The sequence below is a fragment of the Mycobacterium sp. NPDC048908 genome, assembly GCF_043197955.1.
In the GTDB taxonomy this organism is placed as follows: domain Bacteria; phylum Actinomycetota; class Actinomycetes; order Mycobacteriales; family Mycobacteriaceae; genus Mycobacterium.
This window is the reverse complement of record NZ_JBICUE010000002.1, coordinates 440,035-457,967: the sequence shown is the minus strand read 5'-3', so window position 1 is coordinate 457,967 and position 17,933 is coordinate 440,035. Positions and strand designations below refer to the sequence as shown.

Here is a 17,933-nt window from a genome sequence, read left to right as displayed (position 1 = left end):
CCGCAGTTTCGAGGGGACTCAGTCGTCGGTGACGACGAGCTTGACGTCGATGTTGCCGCGGGTGGCGTTCGAATAGGGGCACACCTGATGCGCCTTCTCGGCGAGCTGCTGCGCGGCGTCGTGGTCGAGGTTGGGCAGCGTGATCTCGAGTTCGACCGCAAGGCCGAAGCCGCCGGTGTCGAGTTGACCGAGCGAAACCCGCGCTCCGACAGCCGAATCCGATACATCGGCATTCTCCTGACGCCCGACGAGCCGCAGCGCGGAGTGGTAGCAGGCGGCGTAGCCGATGGCGAACAGCTGCTCGGGGTTGGTGCCGTTACCGCTGCCGCCCATCTCCTTCGGAATGGCGAGGTCGAGATCGAGCTTGCCGTCCGAGGTGCGGCCGTGGCCGTCGCGGCCCTCGCCGGTGGCCAGCGCTTCGGCCGTGTAGAGCGTCTTCATGCGGTTTCCTTTCGTAGCGATGCGTTGAGTGCATCGGTGAGGTGACGGACCGCATCGCGCAGGTCCGCGGCTTCTTCTTCCGTCATTCCGGTCGAGCCGAACAGCTGCTCCGGGATGCACTGCGCCTTGCGCTCGAGTCGGCGCCCGGCCGCAGTGAGCGTCACGTCGACAAGGCGTTCGTCGTCGAGCGATCTCTCGCGGCGGACAAAACCGTTGGCCTCCAACCGCTTCAACAGCGGCGACAGCGTTCCCGAGTCGAGTTGCAGCCGCTCGCCCAGCCTGCCGACGGTGACGCGGCCCTCCTCCCAGAGCACCAGCAGCACCAGGTACTGCGGATAGGTCAGGTTCAACTCGGTGAGGATCGGCCGGTATGCGGCCGTCATCGCTCGAGACGCCGAGTACAGGGCGAAGCAGAGATGCCGGTCGAGGGTGAGCATGGCCATGCCGAGAACTGTAGCGCACAATTAAGTTGTGCACAATCAAACTGGGTCTACTCGTAGATCCCTTCGATGTACCACCGTCGCTGCCGGTAGCACAGCAGTAGGGCTTGCGGTCGCTCATCCCCGTCGACCAGCACCTGCACCCGCGCGGTACGGCCGGCCTTGGCTTGTTCGGGATCCCACCACCGCTCGTCGACCGGCCATGGCCCGGCCCACCACGACAGCTCGCCCTTCCTGCCGGGTGCGCTCAGCCGCGACGGGTCGGCGGAGAACAGTCCGCGACCGGTCACCCGCACCTGGTTGCCGTCGGCGTCGAGCAATTCGACCGGATCGTCGAGCAGCACCGTCGGCGACGGCTCGGGAAGCTGGCCCGGCCACGGCTGATCCGGGTCCGCCCTCGGCACCGGCTCATCGCCCAGTGGGGTGAAGGTGATGCGTTCGGCAGGCCCGCGACCGCCGCTGAGCACCGGCACCTGCACCGCCTCGGGCCCCAGCAGGCCCTGCACCCGCACCAGCGCCCGGCGCGCGCGCAACCGGTCTTCCTCACCGACACCACCCCACAGCGGCAGCTGCAGCGCCTCGGCCGAAACCACCTCCACCGGCCGTAGCCGCAAGAGCGTCACCGGGGCGGTCGGCCGGTCGTTCGGATTGCGTTTGTTCAGCCAGCCGTCCAGCTGCCAGCGCACCCGGTCGGCGGTGGCGTCTTCGGTCAGCGGTTCGGCGCATCGCCAAACCCGTTCCAGTTCTTGCCCGTTGGCGGTGACAGCGTGGATGGCCAGCCGGGTGCATCCGACACCGGCGGCCTCGAGGCTGCGATGCAGTGTGCTTGCCAGCGACCTGCCTGCGAACGCCGCGGCGTCGACACGGTCGATCGGCGGATCGCAGTTCATCACCGCGTCGAGTTCTGCCTGCGGTTCGCGTCCCGACGGGCCGCGGGTGGGCTCGCCGCGAGCGAACCGGTGCGCGGCGACGGCGTCGGCGCCGAACCGGGACGCCACATCGCTTCGAGACAGCGCGGCGAACTGGCCGATATTGCGGATGCCCATGCGCCACAACAGGTCTGCCAGATCGTCGCGGCCAGGCGCGGCCAGGCTCGGCTCGGTGGCCAATTGCCGGATCGACAGAGCGGACAGGAACAGCGCATCCTTGCCCGCCTCGATGATCCGGCCCGCCCGGGCGGCGAACACTGCGGTGGCCAATTGATCGGCGATGCCGACCTGACACTCGGCGCCTGCCGCGGCCACCGCATCGACAAGTCGCTCCGCGGCGGCCTCTTCAGAGCCGAAGTAACGGGCCGCACCGCGCACGGACAGCACCAACAGGCCGGGACGCAACACCTCGGCCCGCGGCACCAGGTCGTCGACCGCGGCCGTCACGACTTCGAAGTGGCGGGCATCGCGCGCGGGGTCGGCGGTGACGACATGCAGTTCCGGGCATCGGGCCTGAGATTCCCTGCGGCGCAACCCCCGTCGCACCCCGGCCGCTCGAGCCGACGCCGAGCAGGCGATCACCCGGTTGGCCAGGGTGACCGCGACCGGCGCCGTCGGCGGAAGGGCCGCCGCGGCCAACGCGGCGACGGCGGGCCAGTCCATGCACCAGACGGCCAGCACTCGCGAGGCAGATCCGGACGACACTCATCCGCCTACTGCACGCGCCCGCCCCAAGGACCGGCCCCTGACCCGCATGGTCAGTCGCACCTTGCTGATGCGACCGAATCCAGGACGACCGGCACCGGCGATCTCATACCCGCAGACCCTGGCCTCCAGCCGGGCGGATGCGCCTTGCCAATCCCCACCGGTGACCAGCAGGGTGCAGCCCTTCTGCCGCGCCCTTGCCACCACCGCCCGCGCCCGCGTGGCAGGTACCGACCGGCCGCCAAGGCCGAGCACCACCAAATCCATGCCATCCATCAGCACGGCGGCCACCTCGACCGGATCTGCGCCGGGTTCGGGGATGACCGCGATCCTGCTCAGGTCCGCACCCATCTCGACGGCCGCCAGCAGACCCACGTCGGGCTGGCCGACGATCGCGGCGTGTCCGCCTTCCGCCGTCACCGCAGCCACCATGCTCAGCGACAGCGAGCGGGCGCCCGACACCACCGCCACCGACCCCCGCGGCAACGACGCCGGAAGAAGTTCGGCCAGCGTTTCGGGTACCGGCAGCAAAGATTCCGTGGCCGGGAGCGGGTCGGCCGTCGGCGCTGGTCCCCGGCGCCCGGCACCGACCTTGCCGGACACTGCTGCTATCTTGCGACGCAGGTGTTCCACCTGTTCAGCGCGGTCAAGCCGGCGCTGTTCCAGGCTCATGGCTACTGTCACAGCAGCACCTCCTGCATCATCAGAATCACTCTATTTTCGAATGTATGTTCGATGCCCCGAGTAAACACCCACCCACCGACACCGTCAAGCGGCCGGGACAGCCCGAGACGTTTTCATTGATCGATGGTGACATTGACAAATGTCATCATTTGGTGCTGTACTCCAGCGATGCTCAATGACGAGCGCGGTTCGTTACGTTCCCGCGGGGCCGCAGCACTCAGCAGCCTGACCCTCCGGCAGATCGCCGCCGTGATTCCCTCCGAGCCGGCATGGGGGGTGTGGCTCTCCCGCCAGATCATCGCCAGCGTCATGGACACGTTCGGTCCGTCGCTCGCAGGCACCCGCGTCACCCCTGTCGACACCCGAACCTCCGACGGCCGCCGCGTCGTCGGCGAGTGGGTGCACGGCGTTGGGGTGCCCCGTGATCGGACAGATGCCGCGATCTACTTCGTCCATGGCAGCGGCTATGTCCTGTGCTCGCCACAGACCCATCGCCGGTTGACCTCGTGGCTCTCCCGCTTGACCGGTCTGCCGGTGTTCAGCATCGACTACCGGTTGGCGCCCAAGTACCGATTCCCCACTGCCGCAGACGATGTCCGGTCAGGTTGGGAGTGGCTCATCGGTGACAGGGGGCTGGCACCCGAGCGGACGGTGATCGCAGGCGACTCCGCCGGTGGGCACCTCGCCGTCGATCTTCTGCTGCAGTCCGACGTGAGACACCCGGCGGGCGCGGTGCTGCTCTCCCCGGTACTGGATTTGACGTTCACGCTGGCGCGCACCCGCGAACGGCTCCGCCCCGATCCGGCCGTCCGCTCCCGCGACGCCCTTCGTCTGCTCGAGTTGTACTGCGCGGGAATCGATTCCTCACATCCACGACTGAAACTCGACGTCGCAACCGGCCGTGCCCTGCCGCCGACGCTCATCCAGGCGGGCGGCGCAGAGATGCTGGCCGCAGATGCCATCGCGCTCGACGACCAGATCCAGTCGGCGGGCGGACAGTGCGAGTTGCAGATCTGGCCCGACCAGGTGCACGTCTTCCAAGCCCTGCCGCGCATCAGCCCCGAGGCCAGACCGGCCATGCGGCACATCGCCGGGTTCATCACACATGTCCTCGGCCGCCAGGTCGCGGACCGGGCCGCGGGGTGATCATGGGTCTGTTCGGATCGTCGAGGAAGCGCAGCCGCGATGCTGCGGCCGTCATCACCGGCGCGGGCAGCGGCATCGGCGCGGCCTTCGCGGCGGAGTTGGCCCGGCGCGGCGGCCGGGTCGTGTGCAGCGACATCGACGAGACCGCCGCCGGTGCAACGGCCGAAGCGATCATCGCCGACGGCGGAACCGCCCTGGCCGTCCGCTGCGACGTCAGCCAGATCGAAGATGTGCACGGGCTTGCCGCCAAGGCGCAGGCCTGGTTCGACGGCCCACCGACTCTGGTCATCAACAACGCTGGGGTCGGGGCAGGCGGCAAGCCAATCGGTGAGACGGACCTCGACGACTGGAATTGGGTGCTGAGCATCAACTTGTGGGGACCGATCCACGGCTGTCACGTGTTCGCACCGATTCTTCGCGAAGCCGGATATGACGGCATCATCAACGTCGCATCGGCCGCGGCGTTCGGCGCCGCACCGGGGATGGCCGCCTACAACGTCAGCAAAGCCGGTGTGCTGTCCCTGTCCGAGACACTGGCCGCGGAGTTGAGCGGTACCGGTGTACACGTGACGGTGCTGTGCCCGACGTTCGTCAAGACCAATATCGTCGAATCCGGCCGCATCACCGCACAATCCAGCCAGCTGGCCGACCGGCTGATGCGCTGGGCCGGGTTCGCACCCGAGCGGGTGGCCCGGATGTGCCTGGACACCCATGACCGGGGCGGCCAGTATTGCATGCCGCAACCCGACGCCCGGATCGGTTGGAGTATCAAGCGTTTCACCCCGACGGTGTACACCCGCGCCGCCGGCTTCGCCAATCGTTTGACGACGTAGGAGGTCCCGATGATCGACATGGATGCGATGCTCGCCAAGATCAAGGACCGCCAGTGGGCGTTGGCCGACATCGACTGGGATGCGCCCGGCGCCGAGACGATCACCGACGAACAGCGACCGGAACTGAAGGCGTTCATGGCGGACCTGTGCTGGATCGAGAACATCGGCGCCCGCGGATTCGCCGCGCTGGCCAAGAAGGCGCCGACGCCGACAATCGCCGAGATATACCGTTACTTCCACGCAGAAGAACAACGGCACGCCAACGCCGAACTGGCGCTGATGAAGCGATGGGGCATGCTCGAAGACGGCGAAGTCCCCGAACCCAACGTCAACATCCGGCTCGCCATCGACTGGCTGGACCGCTGGGCCGACGACATGCCGCTGTCGCTGCTCGGCACCGTCATCCCGATGCTCGAAGTCGCCCTCGACGGTGCACTGCTGAAGTTCCTCCTCGACGAAGTCGCAGACCCGGTCTGCCACCAGGTCTTCGAGAGGATCAACAACGACGAATCACGGCATTTGGTGGTCGATTTCGAAGTCCTCGACATGATCGGGCATGCCAAGGCCCGACGGCTGTTGATCGACTTCGTCGGCCACCACGCCACCCCCGGCCTCATCATCGGCGCGGTCATGGGAGCCCCGCTGATCAACCGGATCCGCAACGAGATCACCGCGATGGGCATGGAGCCCGAGCGTCTCTACCGGGCCGTCAAGCGGTTCAAGGAGCTCGGCGATCGTGGCGAATACACCAAGCGGGTGCCAACGTACCGGTTCCTACGCCGGTACGCCGGGGTGGTCACCAACCCACGGCATCCCTATCACCTGCTGGCCAATTCGATGGTGTGGCTGTCCGACCGGTACCCGCGGCCACTGTTGCCGTCGATACCAAGCTGGGTCAAAGAGGTCACCCACGAGCCGGCGGCCTGACGTGAAGGCCTACGACACCCTCATTGTCGGCGCGGGATTCACCGGCGTCGGCGCGGCCATCAAACTCACCGAGGCCGGCGTCGACGACCTCGTCATCCTCGACCGCAGCGACCGGGTCGGCGGCACCTGGCGAGACAACACGTATCCCGGTGCGGCATGCGATATTCCGTCGCTGCTGTACTCGTTCTCGTTCGTGAAGAACCCGACGTGGTCACGCGCGTACTCACCGGCGGAGGAGATCTGCAAACACATCGAGGACATGGTCGACGCGTACCACCTGCGCTGTCGGATCCGGTTCGGGGTGGAGGTCAACGGCCTCGAGTTCGACGAGACCCGGGGCGTCTGGACCGTGAAGACGAAAGGAAAACGCTCCACTACTTTTCATGCTCGCACCGTGGTGTTGGCGTCGGGCCCGCTCCCCGACCACGACTGGCCCGCCATCCGCGGCCTGGACACCTATGAGGGGCACAAGATCCACAGCGCCCGGTGGGACCACGGCTACGACTTCACCGGGAAGCGGGTCGCGGTCATCGGCACCGGCGCCAGCGCAGTCCAGATCATCCCCGAACTCGTCAAGAAGGCCGACTTCGTCAAGGTGTTCCAGCGCACGCCTGGTTGGGTGCTGCCCCGTCTCGACACCGCAGTGCCTGCTGCCGCCCAGACGCTGTTCGCGAAAGTGCCTGCCGCGCAGGAGGTTGCCAGGCGGGCGTTGTTCTTGGGGCACGAGATCTCGGCGACCGCACTGGTCTGGGACACTCCGCTCACCGGGCTGGTGGCCCGACTGGGCAAGGCGCACCTTCGCCTCCAGGTCAAGGACCCGTGGCTACGGCGCCAGCTGACACCGGATCTTACGCCCGGCTGCAAGCGGATGCTGGTCTCCAGCGACTACTACCCTGCGCTGCAACGGGACAACTGCAAGCTCATCGATTGGCCGATCGCCACCATGAGCCCGGCCGGAATTCGCACCAGTGATGGCATCGAGCATCACCTCGACTGCATCGTCTTCGCCACCGGTTACAACGTCCACCTGACCGGCCTACCGTACCCGGTCACCGGCCTCGCCGGCCGCACGCTTCGCGAGGAGTGGGCCGCCGGGGCGCAGGCCTACAAGAGCATCAACGCCAACGGGTATCCCAACCTCTTCTTCATGACGGGACCCAATTCCGGTCCCGGGCACAACTCGCTGCTGGTCTACGTCGAAGGCCAGATCGACTACGCGGTCCGCGCGATCGGGACCATCCTCGGCAACAATCTGCGCTACCTCGACGTGCGCGCCGACGTGCAGCGGCGCTACAACGAACACATCCAGAAACGATTGACCAAGACGACATGGATGTCGGGCTGCACCAGCTGGTACCTGACTGCCGACGGTTTCAACGCGGCGATGTACCCCGGTACCGCGACGCAGTATCTTCGTCAGATGCGGGACTTCCGGTACGCCGACTACGCCGCAGTGGCATGACCGCCGGGCCGCGGCAGCAGCCCGGTGCAATCTCGACCGTGTTGAACGGCCTTCGCCGACGCGTTCGGCGTGGCTCACGCGACGTCATCGAGTCGGCGGTGGCGCAGTTGTTCGACGCCGCGGTGCATCCGCACGGCGTGGCGGCATCCGGCGAGTACCGCATCGATGACCTGGCCAGGCTGGCAGGCACCACCACCCGCAACATCCGCGTCTACCGCGACCGGGGGCTGCTGCACCCTCCACTGCGCGTCGGCCGGATCGCTTTGTTCAACGACACGCACCTGACCCGGCTGCGACTGATCACCTCACTCCTGGACCGCGGCTACAACATCGCCCACGTGCACGAGATGCTCAGCGCGTGGGAGCAGGGCAAGGATTTGGGCTCGGTGCTCGGGCTGGAGTCGGCGATCGCGGGCACGTGGGCGGCGGAGAAGCCGCAAGCGATGCCCGTTGCCAACGCGCGGGCGCTGATCGACGACGACGCCGCATTCGACCGGCTGGTCGCGTCGAGCTTGGTTCGCCTCGAGGACGACGAGGCAATTGTGGTGCGGCCCAAGCTGATCGAAGCCTTCAACGACATCCGTGAATTCGGTGTGTCCATCGACAAGCTGATCGACATCCACGAGCAGGTACTGCCGCTCGTCGACCAGATCAGTGCGATCCTGGTGCAGGCCGGCGCCGAACACGTGCAAGACCGGATCAAACCCGGTGTCGGGCTGCCCGACGACACCGAGGTCGCCGAGTTGATCACGATGCTGGTGCGGTTCCGGACGCAGGCGGTCGCGGCGGTGACCGCGACGCTGACGTCGTCCATCGAGTCGACGATCGAGGACCTGGTCAGCCAAATCCTCGCCGACTACGTCGCGACAGACCCCGGCGAGGTGGGCCCACGCGGCTGAGAACTACTCCCACTCGATGGTGCCGGGCGGCTTGCTGGTGATGTCCAGCACCACCCGGTTCACCTCGGGCACCTCGTTGGTGATGCGGGTGGAAATGCGTTCGAGCACCTCGTAGGGCACCCGCGTCCAGTCGGCGGTCATCGCGTCCTCACTGGACACCGGCCGCAATACGATCGGATGCCCGTACGTGCGGCCGTCACCCTGCACCCCCACCGACCGGATGTCGGCAAGCAGCACGACGGGGCACTGCCAGATCTGGTGGTCCAGACCCTCCGACGTGAGCTCCTCGCGGGCGATCGCGTCGGCGCGGCGCAGCGTCTCCAACCGGTCGGCAGTGACCTCGCCGACGATGCGGATACCGAGGCCAGGGCCCGGAAAAGGTTGGCGCGCAACGATTTCCTCAGGCAGGCCGAGCTCTCGGCCGACCGCGCGCACCTCGTCCTTGAACAACAGCCGCAGAGGCTCGACGAGCTTGAATTTCAGGTCGTCGGGCAGGCCGCCGACGTTGTGGTGGCTCTTGATGTTGGCCGTCCCTGTGCCACCGCCGGATTCGACCACGTCCGGATACAGCGTGCCCTGCACCAGGAAGTCGACCTCGGGGCCACCATCGCCGACGATGTCGCGAACCGCGCCTTCGAAGGCACGGATGAATTGGCGACCGATGATCTTGCGCTTGCCTTCCGGGTTGGTCACCCCCGACAGCGCTTCGAGGAAGCGGTCGGCCACGTCGACGGTGACCAAATTGGCCCCGGTGGCGGCGACGAAATCGCGCTGCACCTGCGCCCGCTCGCCGGCTCGCAGCAGTCCGTGGTCGACGAACACGCAGGTCAAGTGGTCGCCAATGGCCCTCTGCACCAGCGCGGCGGCCACCGCGGAGTCCACCCCGCCCGACAGTCCGCAGATCGCCCGGCCGTTGCCGATCTGGTTGCGGACCTGCTCGACCAGTGAGTCGGCGATGTTCGCGGGTGTCCAGGACGCGTCGATGCCCGCGAACTCGTGCAGGAATCGGCTCAGGATCTGCTGGCCGTGCGGCGTGTGCATCACCTCGGGGTGATATTGCACACCGGCCAGTCGACGGGCCCGGTTCTCGAAGGCCGCCACCGGCGCCCCTGCACTGGTGGCCACCACGTCAAACCCGTCAGGCGCGGCGGTGACGGCGTCGCCGTGGCTCATCCACACCGGCTGCGTCGCGGGCAGATCCGAATGAAGTTGTCCGCCGGACACATTCAGCTCCGTGCGGCCGTACTCGCTGGTGCCGGTCCTGGCGACCGTGCCGCCGAGTGCCTGCGCCATGGCCTGGAAGCCGTAGCAGATGCCGAACACCGGAACACCGAGGTCGAACACCGCCGGATTCAACTGCGGCGCACCGTCGGTGTAGACGCTGGCAGGCCCACCGGACAGCACGATGGCCTGCGGATCCTTGTCCTTGATGTCCTCGACGCTGGCGGTGTGCGGGATCACCTCTGAATACACCCGTGCCTCGCGCACGCGGCGGGCGATCAGCTGGGCGTACTGGGCGCCGAAGTCGACCACCAGGACGGGGCGGGGCGATGCTGGTTCCACTGGTCCAGTCTAGTTGCCGACGACGTTTCCCTACGGCCGCGGCAACGCGAGCAGGTCTCGTGCGCGCAACGCCAACCAGAACTCGGCGATGGCCGCCGTTTCGGAGATCGAGCGGCCGGTGATCTGCTCGATGCGTTGGATCCGGTACACGACGGTCTGCCGGTGCACGTTCAACGCGGCCGCCGCCTGCACCCACGATCTGTCGCACTGCAGATAGGTGTCCAAGGTCTTGACCATCTCGCCGGAGTGCCGCGCGTCGTAGCTGATCAGCGGGCCGAGCACCCGGTCGACGACGACTTGAGCCTCGTCGGTGTCGCGCAGCGCGGAGAACATGGTGGCCTCGGCGAACCGGGCGATGCGGTCGGGCGCTGTTCGGGCGACCCGCGCTGCCCAGGTCGCTTCCCGCACCGCCGTCGGGGCGCGACCCGGTCGGCCGAGTGGGTCGCTGATCCCCACCGTCGCCTGGGCCCCGAGCCGCTGTCGCAGCGCCGGCAACGACTGATCTGTCACGGGCATCAGCGCGTACAGCAGGTCGCCGCGCCGGAGCAACAAATGGGGCACCGCCCGCCGACCCAGGTTGAGGTGCAATTGCCGCTCTCCGGCAGGCAGCACACCGCCCGCGGCCACGATCGAGCATTCCGATGGCCGCAGCGCACGCTCGACCAACTCGCGCTCGGCCTCTCGTGCGGCCAGCCTGCCGTCACACAGCTGGGCCATCACTTCGGCGCCGATCCGCCGTTCGTGTTCGAGTCGCACGTTCTGTTGGGCGAGCAGGACGGCCACCGCCGATGCGAGGTGCTGCAAGTGGACGAGATCGACTGTGGGACCGTGAAAGTCGTAGGTGACGAGCACCGTCGGCTCCTCGTCGGGGACTTCGACCACAAGCGCACGCGTGCCGTCGGTGGTGACGTGCAGAACGCCGGGGATGGCGCCCCGCCGGTTCGCGATTTCGTCGATGACGGCCCGGCGCAATTCCGCAGGTACCGGTCTGGAGCCGTCGAGGGCCACCTCCCCTGTCGCCGCGTCGAGCACCGCCAGCCGACAGGACAGGTCACGGCCCAACTGACTGAACACGTTCGAGCGAGTGGACTGCGCCACGGACTGGCGGATGACGTTGTACACGCGTTCGGTGGTGACCACCCGCCCGCTGTCGGCATCGGCGTCGGCCACCGCACGACCGATGGCGCCGAAGCCGATCGAGTACGGCACCACCATCACGGGGAAGCGCAATTGATCGGCCAACGCGATCGCCGCAGGGGTCAGTTCCGGCGTGGCCGCGTCCAACCCGATCACCAGACCGCACATGCCCTTTTCCGCGAGACCTCTGATCAACGCCGTCTGGCCGCGCGCCGACTCGGGCAGCGTCTGGCCGTTCTTCATCAGCAGTTCGCCGCCCGCCAGGTACGACCATGGCTCCTCCAGATCGGAGGTCTGAGCCCAGGCGACCTGCCGGTCCAACCCGTCGGCACCGGCACGGACCTGTACACGCAGATGCGGGGTGTCGACCAGGTCCGCAACGCGGTAGGCCATCGATGTCACCGCCTTCCGACAAGTTTCACGTCAGCGCAATATGCGGTTACGTGGCCGTCGCGGCAGGGCATGTCAGGAAAGTTGCCTGCTCAGGCCGTATGCAGGCCTGCGTCCCTTGCGAACACGTCCGCTCGTCACGGGTCAACGTTAGATCATCATCTAGTTTTGAGCACTCTGTCTATACGAACGACTACTTCTGTTCTGGACGTATCAGGCTCACAGTGACGGCTACCACTAACCACGGGAGGCCGATATGGCGCAGCCGCTGGACACCCAACCAGCCTCAGATGACAGCCCGCCGCAGTTGCTGCGCGGCTTCAGCTTCCGGTCGGCACTTTCCCTGGCATTCGCCGACGTGTCACCGATCGCCGCGGTCTACGCGATCTTCACGCTCGGGCTGTTCGCCGCGGGCCCCAAGTTCTTTTGGGCCTTCCCAATCGTGCTGATCGGACAGCTGCTGGTCGCGGCGGTCTTCGGCGAGCTGGCCTCCCGATGGCCGTATGCGGGCAGCGTCTACCAATGGTCACGCCACGTCCGCGGCACCAGTTGGGGCTGGGCCGCCGCGTGGGCGTACATGTGGGGATTGACGTTGGCGCTCGGCACGCTGTCGTATGCCGCCAGCGGGTTCCTGTTGCAGATCTTCGGAGTCGCACAGCCCGGCCGGCTGCAGATCGCCATCGTCGCCATCTGCATCATCGCGGTCGGCACGTTGATCAACATGGTAGGCCGCACGGGCCTGAAAGTCGTTGTGGCGATCAGCATTACGTGCGAGATCGTCGGCTCGCTGGGCCTCGGCACGATCCTGTTGCTGTTCTATCGCGAAAACCCGTTCTCCGTGCTGTTCTCCAGCGCAGGCATTCCCGGTGCCGACGCATGGACATCCGGACCGATGCTGCTCGCGATCGCCTACGTCGGCTGGTCCTTTCTCGGATTCGAGGCCGCGGGCTCGATCGCCGAGGAGGTCGATCAACCGGAACGCAATGTGCCGAAGGCGATCATCTTGGGGCTGCTGTTGGTAGGTCTGGTCGTGATGTTCTCCAGCGCGGCCTTGATCCTGTCCATTCCCGATCTGACGTCGGTGGTGCAGGCCCAATCTGGTGACGTGGTGGCCGACACCCTGACCGCGCATCTAGGCGGCGGTGTCACCAAGCCACTGCTCGCGATGTTCGTGATCGGTTTCGTGTCAAGTTTTCTCGCTGTGCAAGCCGCGGTGTCACGGTGCATCTGGGGTGCCGCACGCGATCGCAGCCTGCCTGGTTCGAAAATTCTCGGCGGACTGGCGGGCCCCGAACGGCTGCCCGTATACGCCATCGCACTGACCGGAATCGTCGCTGTGGTGTTCGTTCTGCTCGCGGGTACGGAGTTCTACAACGTGTTGGTCAACTTCAACATCATCGGCTTCTACATCGCGTTCGGCGTACCGGTGATCGGTGCCGCGATCGCGCGGCTGACCGGCAAATGGCAGCCGGGCCCGTTCAACCTCGGCCGGTGGGGCGCGCCGGTGACCTACGTGGCCTCGTTGTGGATCATCTTCGAGACCGTCAACGTCGCCTGGCCGCGCACCCAGCCAGACCAGCCGTGGTACATCAGCTGGGCCAGCGTCTTGACCACCGCGGCGCTGGCGGTGCTGGGTCTCATCATCTTCCTCACGGTGCGAAATCGCATCGAGGATCCCATCGCGCACCGATTGGGCGCGGACGCTTCGTGACCCGCACTGCCATCGTCACCGGATCGGCATCCGGCATCGGGGCCGCCGTCGCCGCGACACTCCAGAAGGACGGCTACACCGTCGCCGGAATCGACATCGATTCGGCCGCACCATATGTCGTCGACGTATCGGACCCCGCCGCGGTGGCGCGGGTCGTCGACGAGATCGGACCGGTCGATGCCGTGGTGTCCGCGGCCGGCCACTACGAGATGGTGCCGATCGCGGACATCACCCGCCAACAGTTGCACCGCATGCTGCGCGTTCACCTCGGCGGCCTGCGCAACATCGCGCGCAGCGTGCTGCCGTCGATGCTGGAACGGGGCCGCGGTTCGATCGTCGCGATCACGTCGGAACTGGCGGTCGGTGGCGGTGACGGCGACGCGCACTACGCCGCGGCCAAGGGCGCGATCATCGGTTTGGTGCGTAGCCTGGCCGCCGAGGTCGCGGGCCGCGGTGTCCGCGTCAATGCGGTGGCACCAGGCCCCACCGACACTCCCCTGCTCGCCGCCGACTCCCCCTGGCGTGCACCGGAATACCTGGCAACCATCCCCAACCGACGGCTCACCAGGCCCGACGAGATCGCCGAAGTGATCCGGTTCCTGCTCGCCGACGACAGCGACTTCTGTGTCGGCGAGGTTCTCTCGCCGAACGGTGGGGCGGTGATCTGACCGATGCCCGGCACACAACACGGACGCATCGCGCTGGTCACCGGCGCCACCCAAGGGATCGGCGCGGCGATCGCACGCAGACTGGCACGCGACGGCGCGACCGTCGGCATCAACGGTCGCGCACACGATGAGCGGATGGACGCCGTCGTCACGGACACCGGTGGTTTCCGTGCGGTATCCGACGTGTCCGACCCCGACGCAGTATCCCGGTTGATCGGTGACATCGAGGCGACACACGGCGGGATCGACGTCCTGGTGTGCAACGCCGCCTACATGACGATGGCACCGTTCGTCGATCACGACGAGGACGACTGGTGGAAGATCATCGACACCAACCTCGCCGGCACGGTCTACCTGATCCAGGCGGTGTTGGCCGGGATGCGCCGGTCCGGTGGCGGCAACATCGTCATCATCACTTCGGAATGGGGTGTCACGGGCTGGCCGGAGGCGAGCGCCTACTCCGCATCCAAGGCGGGACTCATCGCGCTGACGAAAACGCTTGGGCGAGAACTGGCTCCGGAGAACATCACCGTCAACGCCGTCGCGCCGGGGGTGATCGATACACCGCAACTTCAGGTGGATGCGGACAGCGCTAGAGTGAGCTTGGCTGAGATGCACGACATCTACAGCCGCGGCATACCGGTCGGACGGATCGGGAGAGCGGACGAAATAGCCTCGGCGGTCGCGCTTTTGGCGCGCAAGGACCTTGGCGCATTCGTCGGTCAGACGGTCCAGGTCAACGGCGGATCGACGAGGAGTAGGGCATGAGTGAACCCATCGGACCGGTCGACGGTCGCGTGGTACCCCGGTACGCCGGGCTGACGACATTCGGTCGACTGCCGAGGATCGAAGACGTCGACGGTTGCGACGTTGCGGTCGTGGGCATCCCGTTCGACACCGGCGTCAGCTACCGGCCGGGCGCCCGATTCGGCCCGGCCCACATTCGGCAGTGCTCCCGCGTGCTGAGGCCCTACAACCCCGCACTGGACGTATCGCCGTTCGCCAGCCAACAGGTGGTGGACGCCGGTGACATCGCCTGCACCCCTTACGACATCGCGGCTGCGGTACGACAGATCGAAGAGCAAGCCTCGGCGCTCATCGAAAGCGGCGCCAAGATCGTCAGCCTGGGCGGTGACCACACCATCGCCTATCCCCTGCTGCGCGCGCACCATCGACGTTACGGTCCAGTGGCGTTGGTGCATTTCGACGCCCACCTCGACACCTGGGACACGTATTTCGACGCGCCCTTGACCCACGGCACACCCTTCCGGCGTGCCGCCGAGGAGGGCCTGTTCGTAGCGGGCCACAGCGCGCACGTCGGCATCAGGGGTGCGCTGTACACGCCCGACGATCTCGATGACGACGCGGAACTGGGGTTCACCATCGTGGGGTGTTCGGCATTCCAGTCGCGCACCGTCAGCGACGTCGTCGAGCAACTTCGCCAGACCGTCGGCGACCACCCGCTGTACGTGTCGATCGATATCGACGTGCTCGATCCCGCCCACGCCCCCGCCACCGGCACACCCGAGATCGGCGGGCTGTCCAGTCGCGAATTGCTCGGGCTGGTCCGTGGTTTCGAGGGACTCAATCTCGTCGGGGCGGACATCGTCGAGGTGGCGCCCGCCTATGACCACGCGGAGATCACCGGTATCGCCGCGGCGTATCTGGCCTACGAATTCGTATCGCTGTTGGCGCAGAAGGCCAGCCGATGAGCGTTCCCGCGGCGCCCGTGGTGTGGCCGAACGGCGCACGCTGCGCGGCCTCCTTCAGCTTCGACGTCGACGCCGAATCGGCCATGCTGGGGGTGTCCACCACACACGCCAGCAGGATGTCGGCGATCAGCCACCAAGCCTACGGGCCGCTCACCGGGGTGCCACGGCTACTGGACGTCCTCGCCAGACACGGTGTCACGTCCACGTTCTTCGTCCCCGGCTACACCGCGGTGCGCTACCCCGAGGTGATCAAGGCGATCGCAGGCGCCGGGCACGAGATCGCGCACCACGGCTATCTGCATGAGGCGATGTTCGGGTTGACGGCGGACCAAGAAGCGGCCATATTGGACCGCGGCCTTGAGGCGCTGGACGCCGTCGCGGGGGTGCGGCCCACCGGTTACCGCGCACCGATGTGGGAGCTGAACTGGCACTCACCGAAGCTACTGCGCGACAGGGGATTCACCTACGACAGCAGCTTGATGGACACCGACCACCCCTATGAACTCGCCGTCGAAGGCGGCGCGTCGTTGGTCGAGATCCCGATTCAATGGGCGCTCGACGACTGGGAGCAGTATTGCTACGTGCCCGACTTCTCCGGATCGGGACTGATCGAAAGCCCAGTCAAGGCGATCGAGATGTGGCGGTTGGAATTCGATGCGGTGCGGGAGGCAGGCGCGTGCTTCGTGCTGACCAATCATCCGTTCCTGTCCGGACGCCCGTCGCGGGCGAAAGCGTTGGACGGCTTGATCTCTTACGTGTGTTCCCACGACGACGTCTGGGTCGCCAGCCTCAACGAAATCGCTTCACATGTCCGGGGTCTCGGCTTGACTCCGCGCAGCGTCGACCGCCCCGACGAACGAGATTTCTAGCGCCACCACCGTGTCGACATGCCGCGCCGTCGAACGCCTACTGACCCACTGGTGCCGGCGACGACCAGTACGCGCGCGAAATAGTGCATTCTTAGCGGCGTGACTGTCGACGCGATCCTGCAGACGATCCCACCGATCGCCATCTATCTCCTCGTCGGCGCCGTGATCGGCGTCGAGAGCCTCGGCGTCCCCCTGCCGGGAGAGATCGTGCTCGTCAGTGCCGCCCTGCTGGCGTCGCGCCACACCTTCGACATCAACCCGGTCGCGGTCGGTGCGTCAGCGACGATCGGCGCCGTCGTCGGCGACACGATCGGCTATTCCATCGGCCACCGCTACGGCATGGCACTGTTCGAACGGCTCAGCAACCGCTTCCCCAAACATTTCGGCACGGGCCATGTCGCCCTGGCCAAACAGTTGTTCCACCGATGGGGGGTGTGGGCGGTGTTCTTCGGGCGGTTCATCGCCTTGCTGCGCATCCTGGCCGGCCCGCTCGCAGGTGCGCTGAAGATGCGCTACCCGCGGTTCCTGGCCGCGAACGCCACCGGCGCATTGTTCTGGGCTGGCGGCACCACCGCGGTGGTGTACTACCTGGGCCTGGCCGCGGAGAAATGGCTGTCGCGATTTTCCTGGGTGGCGCTGTTGGTGGCGGTGCTAATCGGCATCGGCTTGACGCTGCTGCTACGCGAACGCACCGCCAAAGCGATCGCCCATCTCGAGGACCGCCACGACTGGGAGTCGCTGAAGCGGCACTAGGCCATCTTCTTGCTGTCGGGCACGCCACCGGTCGCCTCGAAGACCACCCGCTTACCGATCTCGACGGCGTGGTCGGCGAACCGTTCGTAATACCGGCCGAGCAGTGCGACGTCGACAGCGGAACACACCCCGTCCTGCCACGTGCGGTCGATCAGCAGAGTGAACAGGTGGCGGTGCGCGGCGTCGACGGCGTCGTCGTCCTCACGCAGGCGCGCGGCCTCGGCTGGATCGCGCGATTCCAGCACGCCTTGCGCCGTCCTGGCCAATTTCACTGCCCTCGAGCCCATCTCAGCGAAACTCGCCCGCACTTCGTCAGGTAACGCGCATTCGGGATGACGCAGCCGCGAGATGCTTGCGACGTGCACCGCCAGTGCGCCCATCCGCTCGGTGTCGGCGCCGACGTGGATCGCGGTCACAATGCTTCTCAAGTCTCCTGCCACCGGTTGCTGCAAGGCGAGCAACTTCAGAGCGGACGCCTCGGTCTGCTTGCTCAGCGCGACGATGTGTTCGTGGTCGGCGATCACCTGTTCGGCGACGGACAGGTCCGCCCCGAGCAGTGCCTGCGTCGCGCGCTCCATCGCATCGCCTGCCAACCTGCACATCTCGCCGACCCGGGCGCACAGCGCGGATAATTCTTCGTAATACATCGTCCGCATGGCGTTAC

18 protein-coding genes are annotated in these 17,933 nt (G+C 66.8%); 11 read left to right on the top strand and 7 right to left on the bottom strand.

Annotated features, from left to right (window positions below; translation table 11 throughout):
* Positions 1 to 18 precede the first annotated feature (18 nt).
* From ACGFK1_RS06815 to ACGFK1_RS06800, 4 genes are read right to left on the bottom strand one after another with little or no spacing between them, the layout of a single operon-like run.
* Positions 19 to 441, bottom strand: coding sequence for an organic hydroperoxide resistance protein (locus ACGFK1_RS06815; protein ID WP_393427475.1), 423 nt, complete (start codon positions 439 to 441; stop codon positions 19 to 21).
* Complete coding sequence (locus ACGFK1_RS06810; RefSeq protein WP_393427474.1) at positions 438 to 884, bottom strand: MarR family winged helix-turn-helix transcriptional regulator; 447 nt, start codon at positions 882 to 884, stop codon at positions 438 to 440. The genes ACGFK1_RS06815 and ACGFK1_RS06810 overlap by 4 nt, the downstream gene beginning before the upstream one ends.
* Before the next feature lie 47 nt (positions 885 to 931).
* The gene (locus tag ACGFK1_RS06805) at positions 932 to 2,473 is read right to left on the bottom strand and encodes a DNA polymerase Y family protein (RefSeq protein ID WP_393427473.1); all 1,542 of its coding nucleotides are present in this window, start codon (positions 2,471 to 2,473) and stop codon (positions 932 to 934) included.
* Positions 2,474 to 2,515: 42 nt separating this feature from the next.
* Positions 2,516 to 3,187: a hypothetical protein gene (locus ACGFK1_RS06800; protein ID WP_393427872.1), complete on the bottom strand. Its 672-nt coding sequence runs from the start codon at positions 3,185 to 3,187 to the stop codon at positions 2,516 to 2,518.
* Between the two features lie 180 nt (positions 3,188 to 3,367).
* Between ACGFK1_RS06800 and ACGFK1_RS06795 the strand changes: the two genes are divergently transcribed.
* The 5 genes from ACGFK1_RS06795 to ACGFK1_RS06775 are packed head-to-tail and all read left to right on the top strand — an operon-like array spanning position 3,368 to position 8,466.
* Entirely contained in the window at positions 3,368 to 4,345 is a 978-nt protein-coding gene (locus ACGFK1_RS06795) for an alpha/beta hydrolase (RefSeq protein ID WP_393427472.1), read from the top strand.
* Between the two features lie 2 nt (positions 4,346 to 4,347).
* Positions 4,348 to 5,178, top strand: coding sequence for an SDR family NAD(P)-dependent oxidoreductase (locus ACGFK1_RS06790; protein WP_393427471.1), 831 nt, complete (start codon positions 4,348 to 4,350; stop codon positions 5,176 to 5,178).
* 9 nt (positions 5,179 to 5,187) lie between these two features.
* A complete protein-coding gene (locus tag ACGFK1_RS06785; protein WP_393427469.1) occupies positions 5,188 to 6,105 on the top strand; it encodes a ferritin-like domain-containing protein in 918 nt (305 codons plus the stop codon).
* Between the two features lies 1 nt (position 6,106).
* On the top strand, positions 6,107 to 7,567 hold the full coding sequence (locus ACGFK1_RS06780) for a flavin-containing monooxygenase (RefSeq protein WP_393427467.1): 1,461 nt from the start codon (positions 6,107 to 6,109) through the stop codon (positions 7,565 to 7,567).
* Entirely contained in the window at positions 7,564 to 8,466 is a 903-nt protein-coding gene (locus ACGFK1_RS06775) for a MerR family transcriptional regulator (protein WP_393427465.1), read from the top strand. The genes ACGFK1_RS06780 and ACGFK1_RS06775 overlap by 4 nt, the downstream gene beginning before the upstream one ends.
* A 3-nt stretch (positions 8,467 to 8,469) precedes the next feature.
* On the opposite strand, the gene guaA is transcribed toward ACGFK1_RS06775, so the two are convergent.
* Both guaA and ACGFK1_RS06765 read right to left on the bottom strand, forming a co-directional pair.
* Complete coding sequence (gene guaA / locus ACGFK1_RS06770; protein ID WP_393427463.1) at positions 8,470 to 10,029, bottom strand: glutamine-hydrolyzing GMP synthase; 1,560 nt, start codon at positions 10,027 to 10,029, stop codon at positions 8,470 to 8,472.
* Positions 10,030 to 10,059: 30 nt separating this feature from the next.
* Entirely contained in the window at positions 10,060 to 11,559 is a 1,500-nt protein-coding gene (locus tag ACGFK1_RS06765) for a PucR family transcriptional regulator (RefSeq protein ID WP_393427461.1), read from the bottom strand.
* A gap of 253 nt (positions 11,560 to 11,812) precedes the next feature.
* Between ACGFK1_RS06765 and ACGFK1_RS06760 the strand changes: the two genes are divergently transcribed.
* The 6 genes from ACGFK1_RS06760 (at position 11,813) to ACGFK1_RS06735 (ending at position 17,269) form a co-directional block, all read left to right on the top strand.
* Positions 11,813 to 13,267: an amino acid permease gene (locus ACGFK1_RS06760; protein WP_393427459.1), complete on the top strand. Its 1,455-nt coding sequence runs from the start codon at positions 11,813 to 11,815 to the stop codon at positions 13,265 to 13,267.
* Positions 13,264 to 13,935 (top strand): SDR family NAD(P)-dependent oxidoreductase, encoded by a 672-nt coding sequence (locus ACGFK1_RS06755; protein WP_393427457.1) that lies wholly within the window; start codon positions 13,264 to 13,266, stop codon positions 13,933 to 13,935. Before ACGFK1_RS06760 ends, ACGFK1_RS06755 begins: the two co-directional genes overlap by 4 nt.
* 3 nt (positions 13,936 to 13,938) lie before the next feature.
* Positions 13,939 to 14,703 (top strand): SDR family NAD(P)-dependent oxidoreductase, encoded by a 765-nt coding sequence (locus ACGFK1_RS06750; RefSeq protein WP_393427455.1) that lies wholly within the window; start codon positions 13,939 to 13,941, stop codon positions 14,701 to 14,703.
* Complete coding sequence (gene speB, locus ACGFK1_RS06745; protein WP_393427453.1) at positions 14,700 to 15,647, top strand: agmatinase; 948 nt, start codon at positions 14,700 to 14,702, stop codon at positions 15,645 to 15,647. Before ACGFK1_RS06750 ends, speB begins: the two co-directional genes overlap by 4 nt.
* Positions 15,644 to 16,516, top strand: coding sequence for a polysaccharide deacetylase (locus tag ACGFK1_RS06740; RefSeq protein WP_393427451.1), 873 nt, complete (start codon positions 15,644 to 15,646; stop codon positions 16,514 to 16,516). Before speB ends, ACGFK1_RS06740 begins: the two co-directional genes overlap by 4 nt.
* A gap of 99 nt (positions 16,517 to 16,615) precedes the next feature.
* A complete protein-coding gene (locus tag ACGFK1_RS06735; protein ID WP_393427449.1) occupies positions 16,616 to 17,269 on the top strand; it encodes a DedA family protein in 654 nt (217 codons plus the stop codon).
* Here the strand turns inward: ACGFK1_RS06735 and phoU are convergent.
* Entirely contained in the window at positions 17,266 to 17,925 is a 660-nt protein-coding gene (phoU, locus tag ACGFK1_RS06730; protein WP_393427447.1) for a phosphate signaling complex protein PhoU, read from the bottom strand. The genes ACGFK1_RS06735 and phoU overlap by 4 nt on opposite strands.
* Positions 17,926 to 17,933 lie beyond the last annotated feature (8 nt).

Coding starts and splice junctions, on each gene's coding strand:
- ACGFK1_RS06815 (WP_393427475.1), bottom strand. CDS start 441: ATGAAGACGCTCTACACGGCCGAAGCGCTGGCCACCGGCGAGGGCCGC.
- ACGFK1_RS06810 (WP_393427474.1), bottom strand. CDS start 884: ATGGCCATGCTCACCCTCGACCGGCATCTCTGCTTCGCCCTGTACTCG.
- ACGFK1_RS06805 (WP_393427473.1), bottom strand. CDS start 2,473: ATGGACTGGCCCGCCGTCGCCGCGTTGGCCGCGGCGGCCCTTCCGCCG.
- ACGFK1_RS06800 (WP_393427872.1), bottom strand. CDS start 3,187: ATGAGCCTGGAACAGCGCCGGCTTGACCGCGCTGAACAGGTGGAACAC.
- ACGFK1_RS06795 (WP_393427472.1), top strand. CDS start 3,368: ATGCTCAATGACGAGCGCGGTTCGTTACGTTCCCGCGGGGCCGCAGCA.
- ACGFK1_RS06790 (WP_393427471.1), top strand. CDS start 4,348: ATGGGTCTGTTCGGATCGTCGAGGAAGCGCAGCCGCGATGCTGCGGCC.
- ACGFK1_RS06785 (WP_393427469.1), top strand. CDS start 5,188: ATGATCGACATGGATGCGATGCTCGCCAAGATCAAGGACCGCCAGTGG.
- ACGFK1_RS06775 (WP_393427465.1), top strand. CDS start 7,564: ATGACCGCCGGGCCGCGGCAGCAGCCCGGTGCAATCTCGACCGTGTTG.
- ACGFK1_RS06765 (WP_393427461.1), bottom strand. CDS start 11,559: ATGGCCTACCGCGTTGCGGACCTGGTCGACACCCCGCATCTGCGTGTA.
- ACGFK1_RS06760 (WP_393427459.1), top strand. CDS start 11,813: ATGGCGCAGCCGCTGGACACCCAACCAGCCTCAGATGACAGCCCGCCG.
- ACGFK1_RS06750 (WP_393427455.1), top strand. CDS start 13,939: ATGCCCGGCACACAACACGGACGCATCGCGCTGGTCACCGGCGCCACC.
- speB (WP_393427453.1), top strand. CDS start 14,700: ATGAGTGAACCCATCGGACCGGTCGACGGTCGCGTGGTACCCCGGTAC.
- ACGFK1_RS06740 (WP_393427451.1), top strand. CDS start 15,644: ATGAGCGTTCCCGCGGCGCCCGTGGTGTGGCCGAACGGCGCACGCTGC.
- phoU (WP_393427447.1), bottom strand. CDS start 17,925: ATGCGGACGATGTATTACGAAGAATTATCCGCGCTGTGCGCCCGGGTC.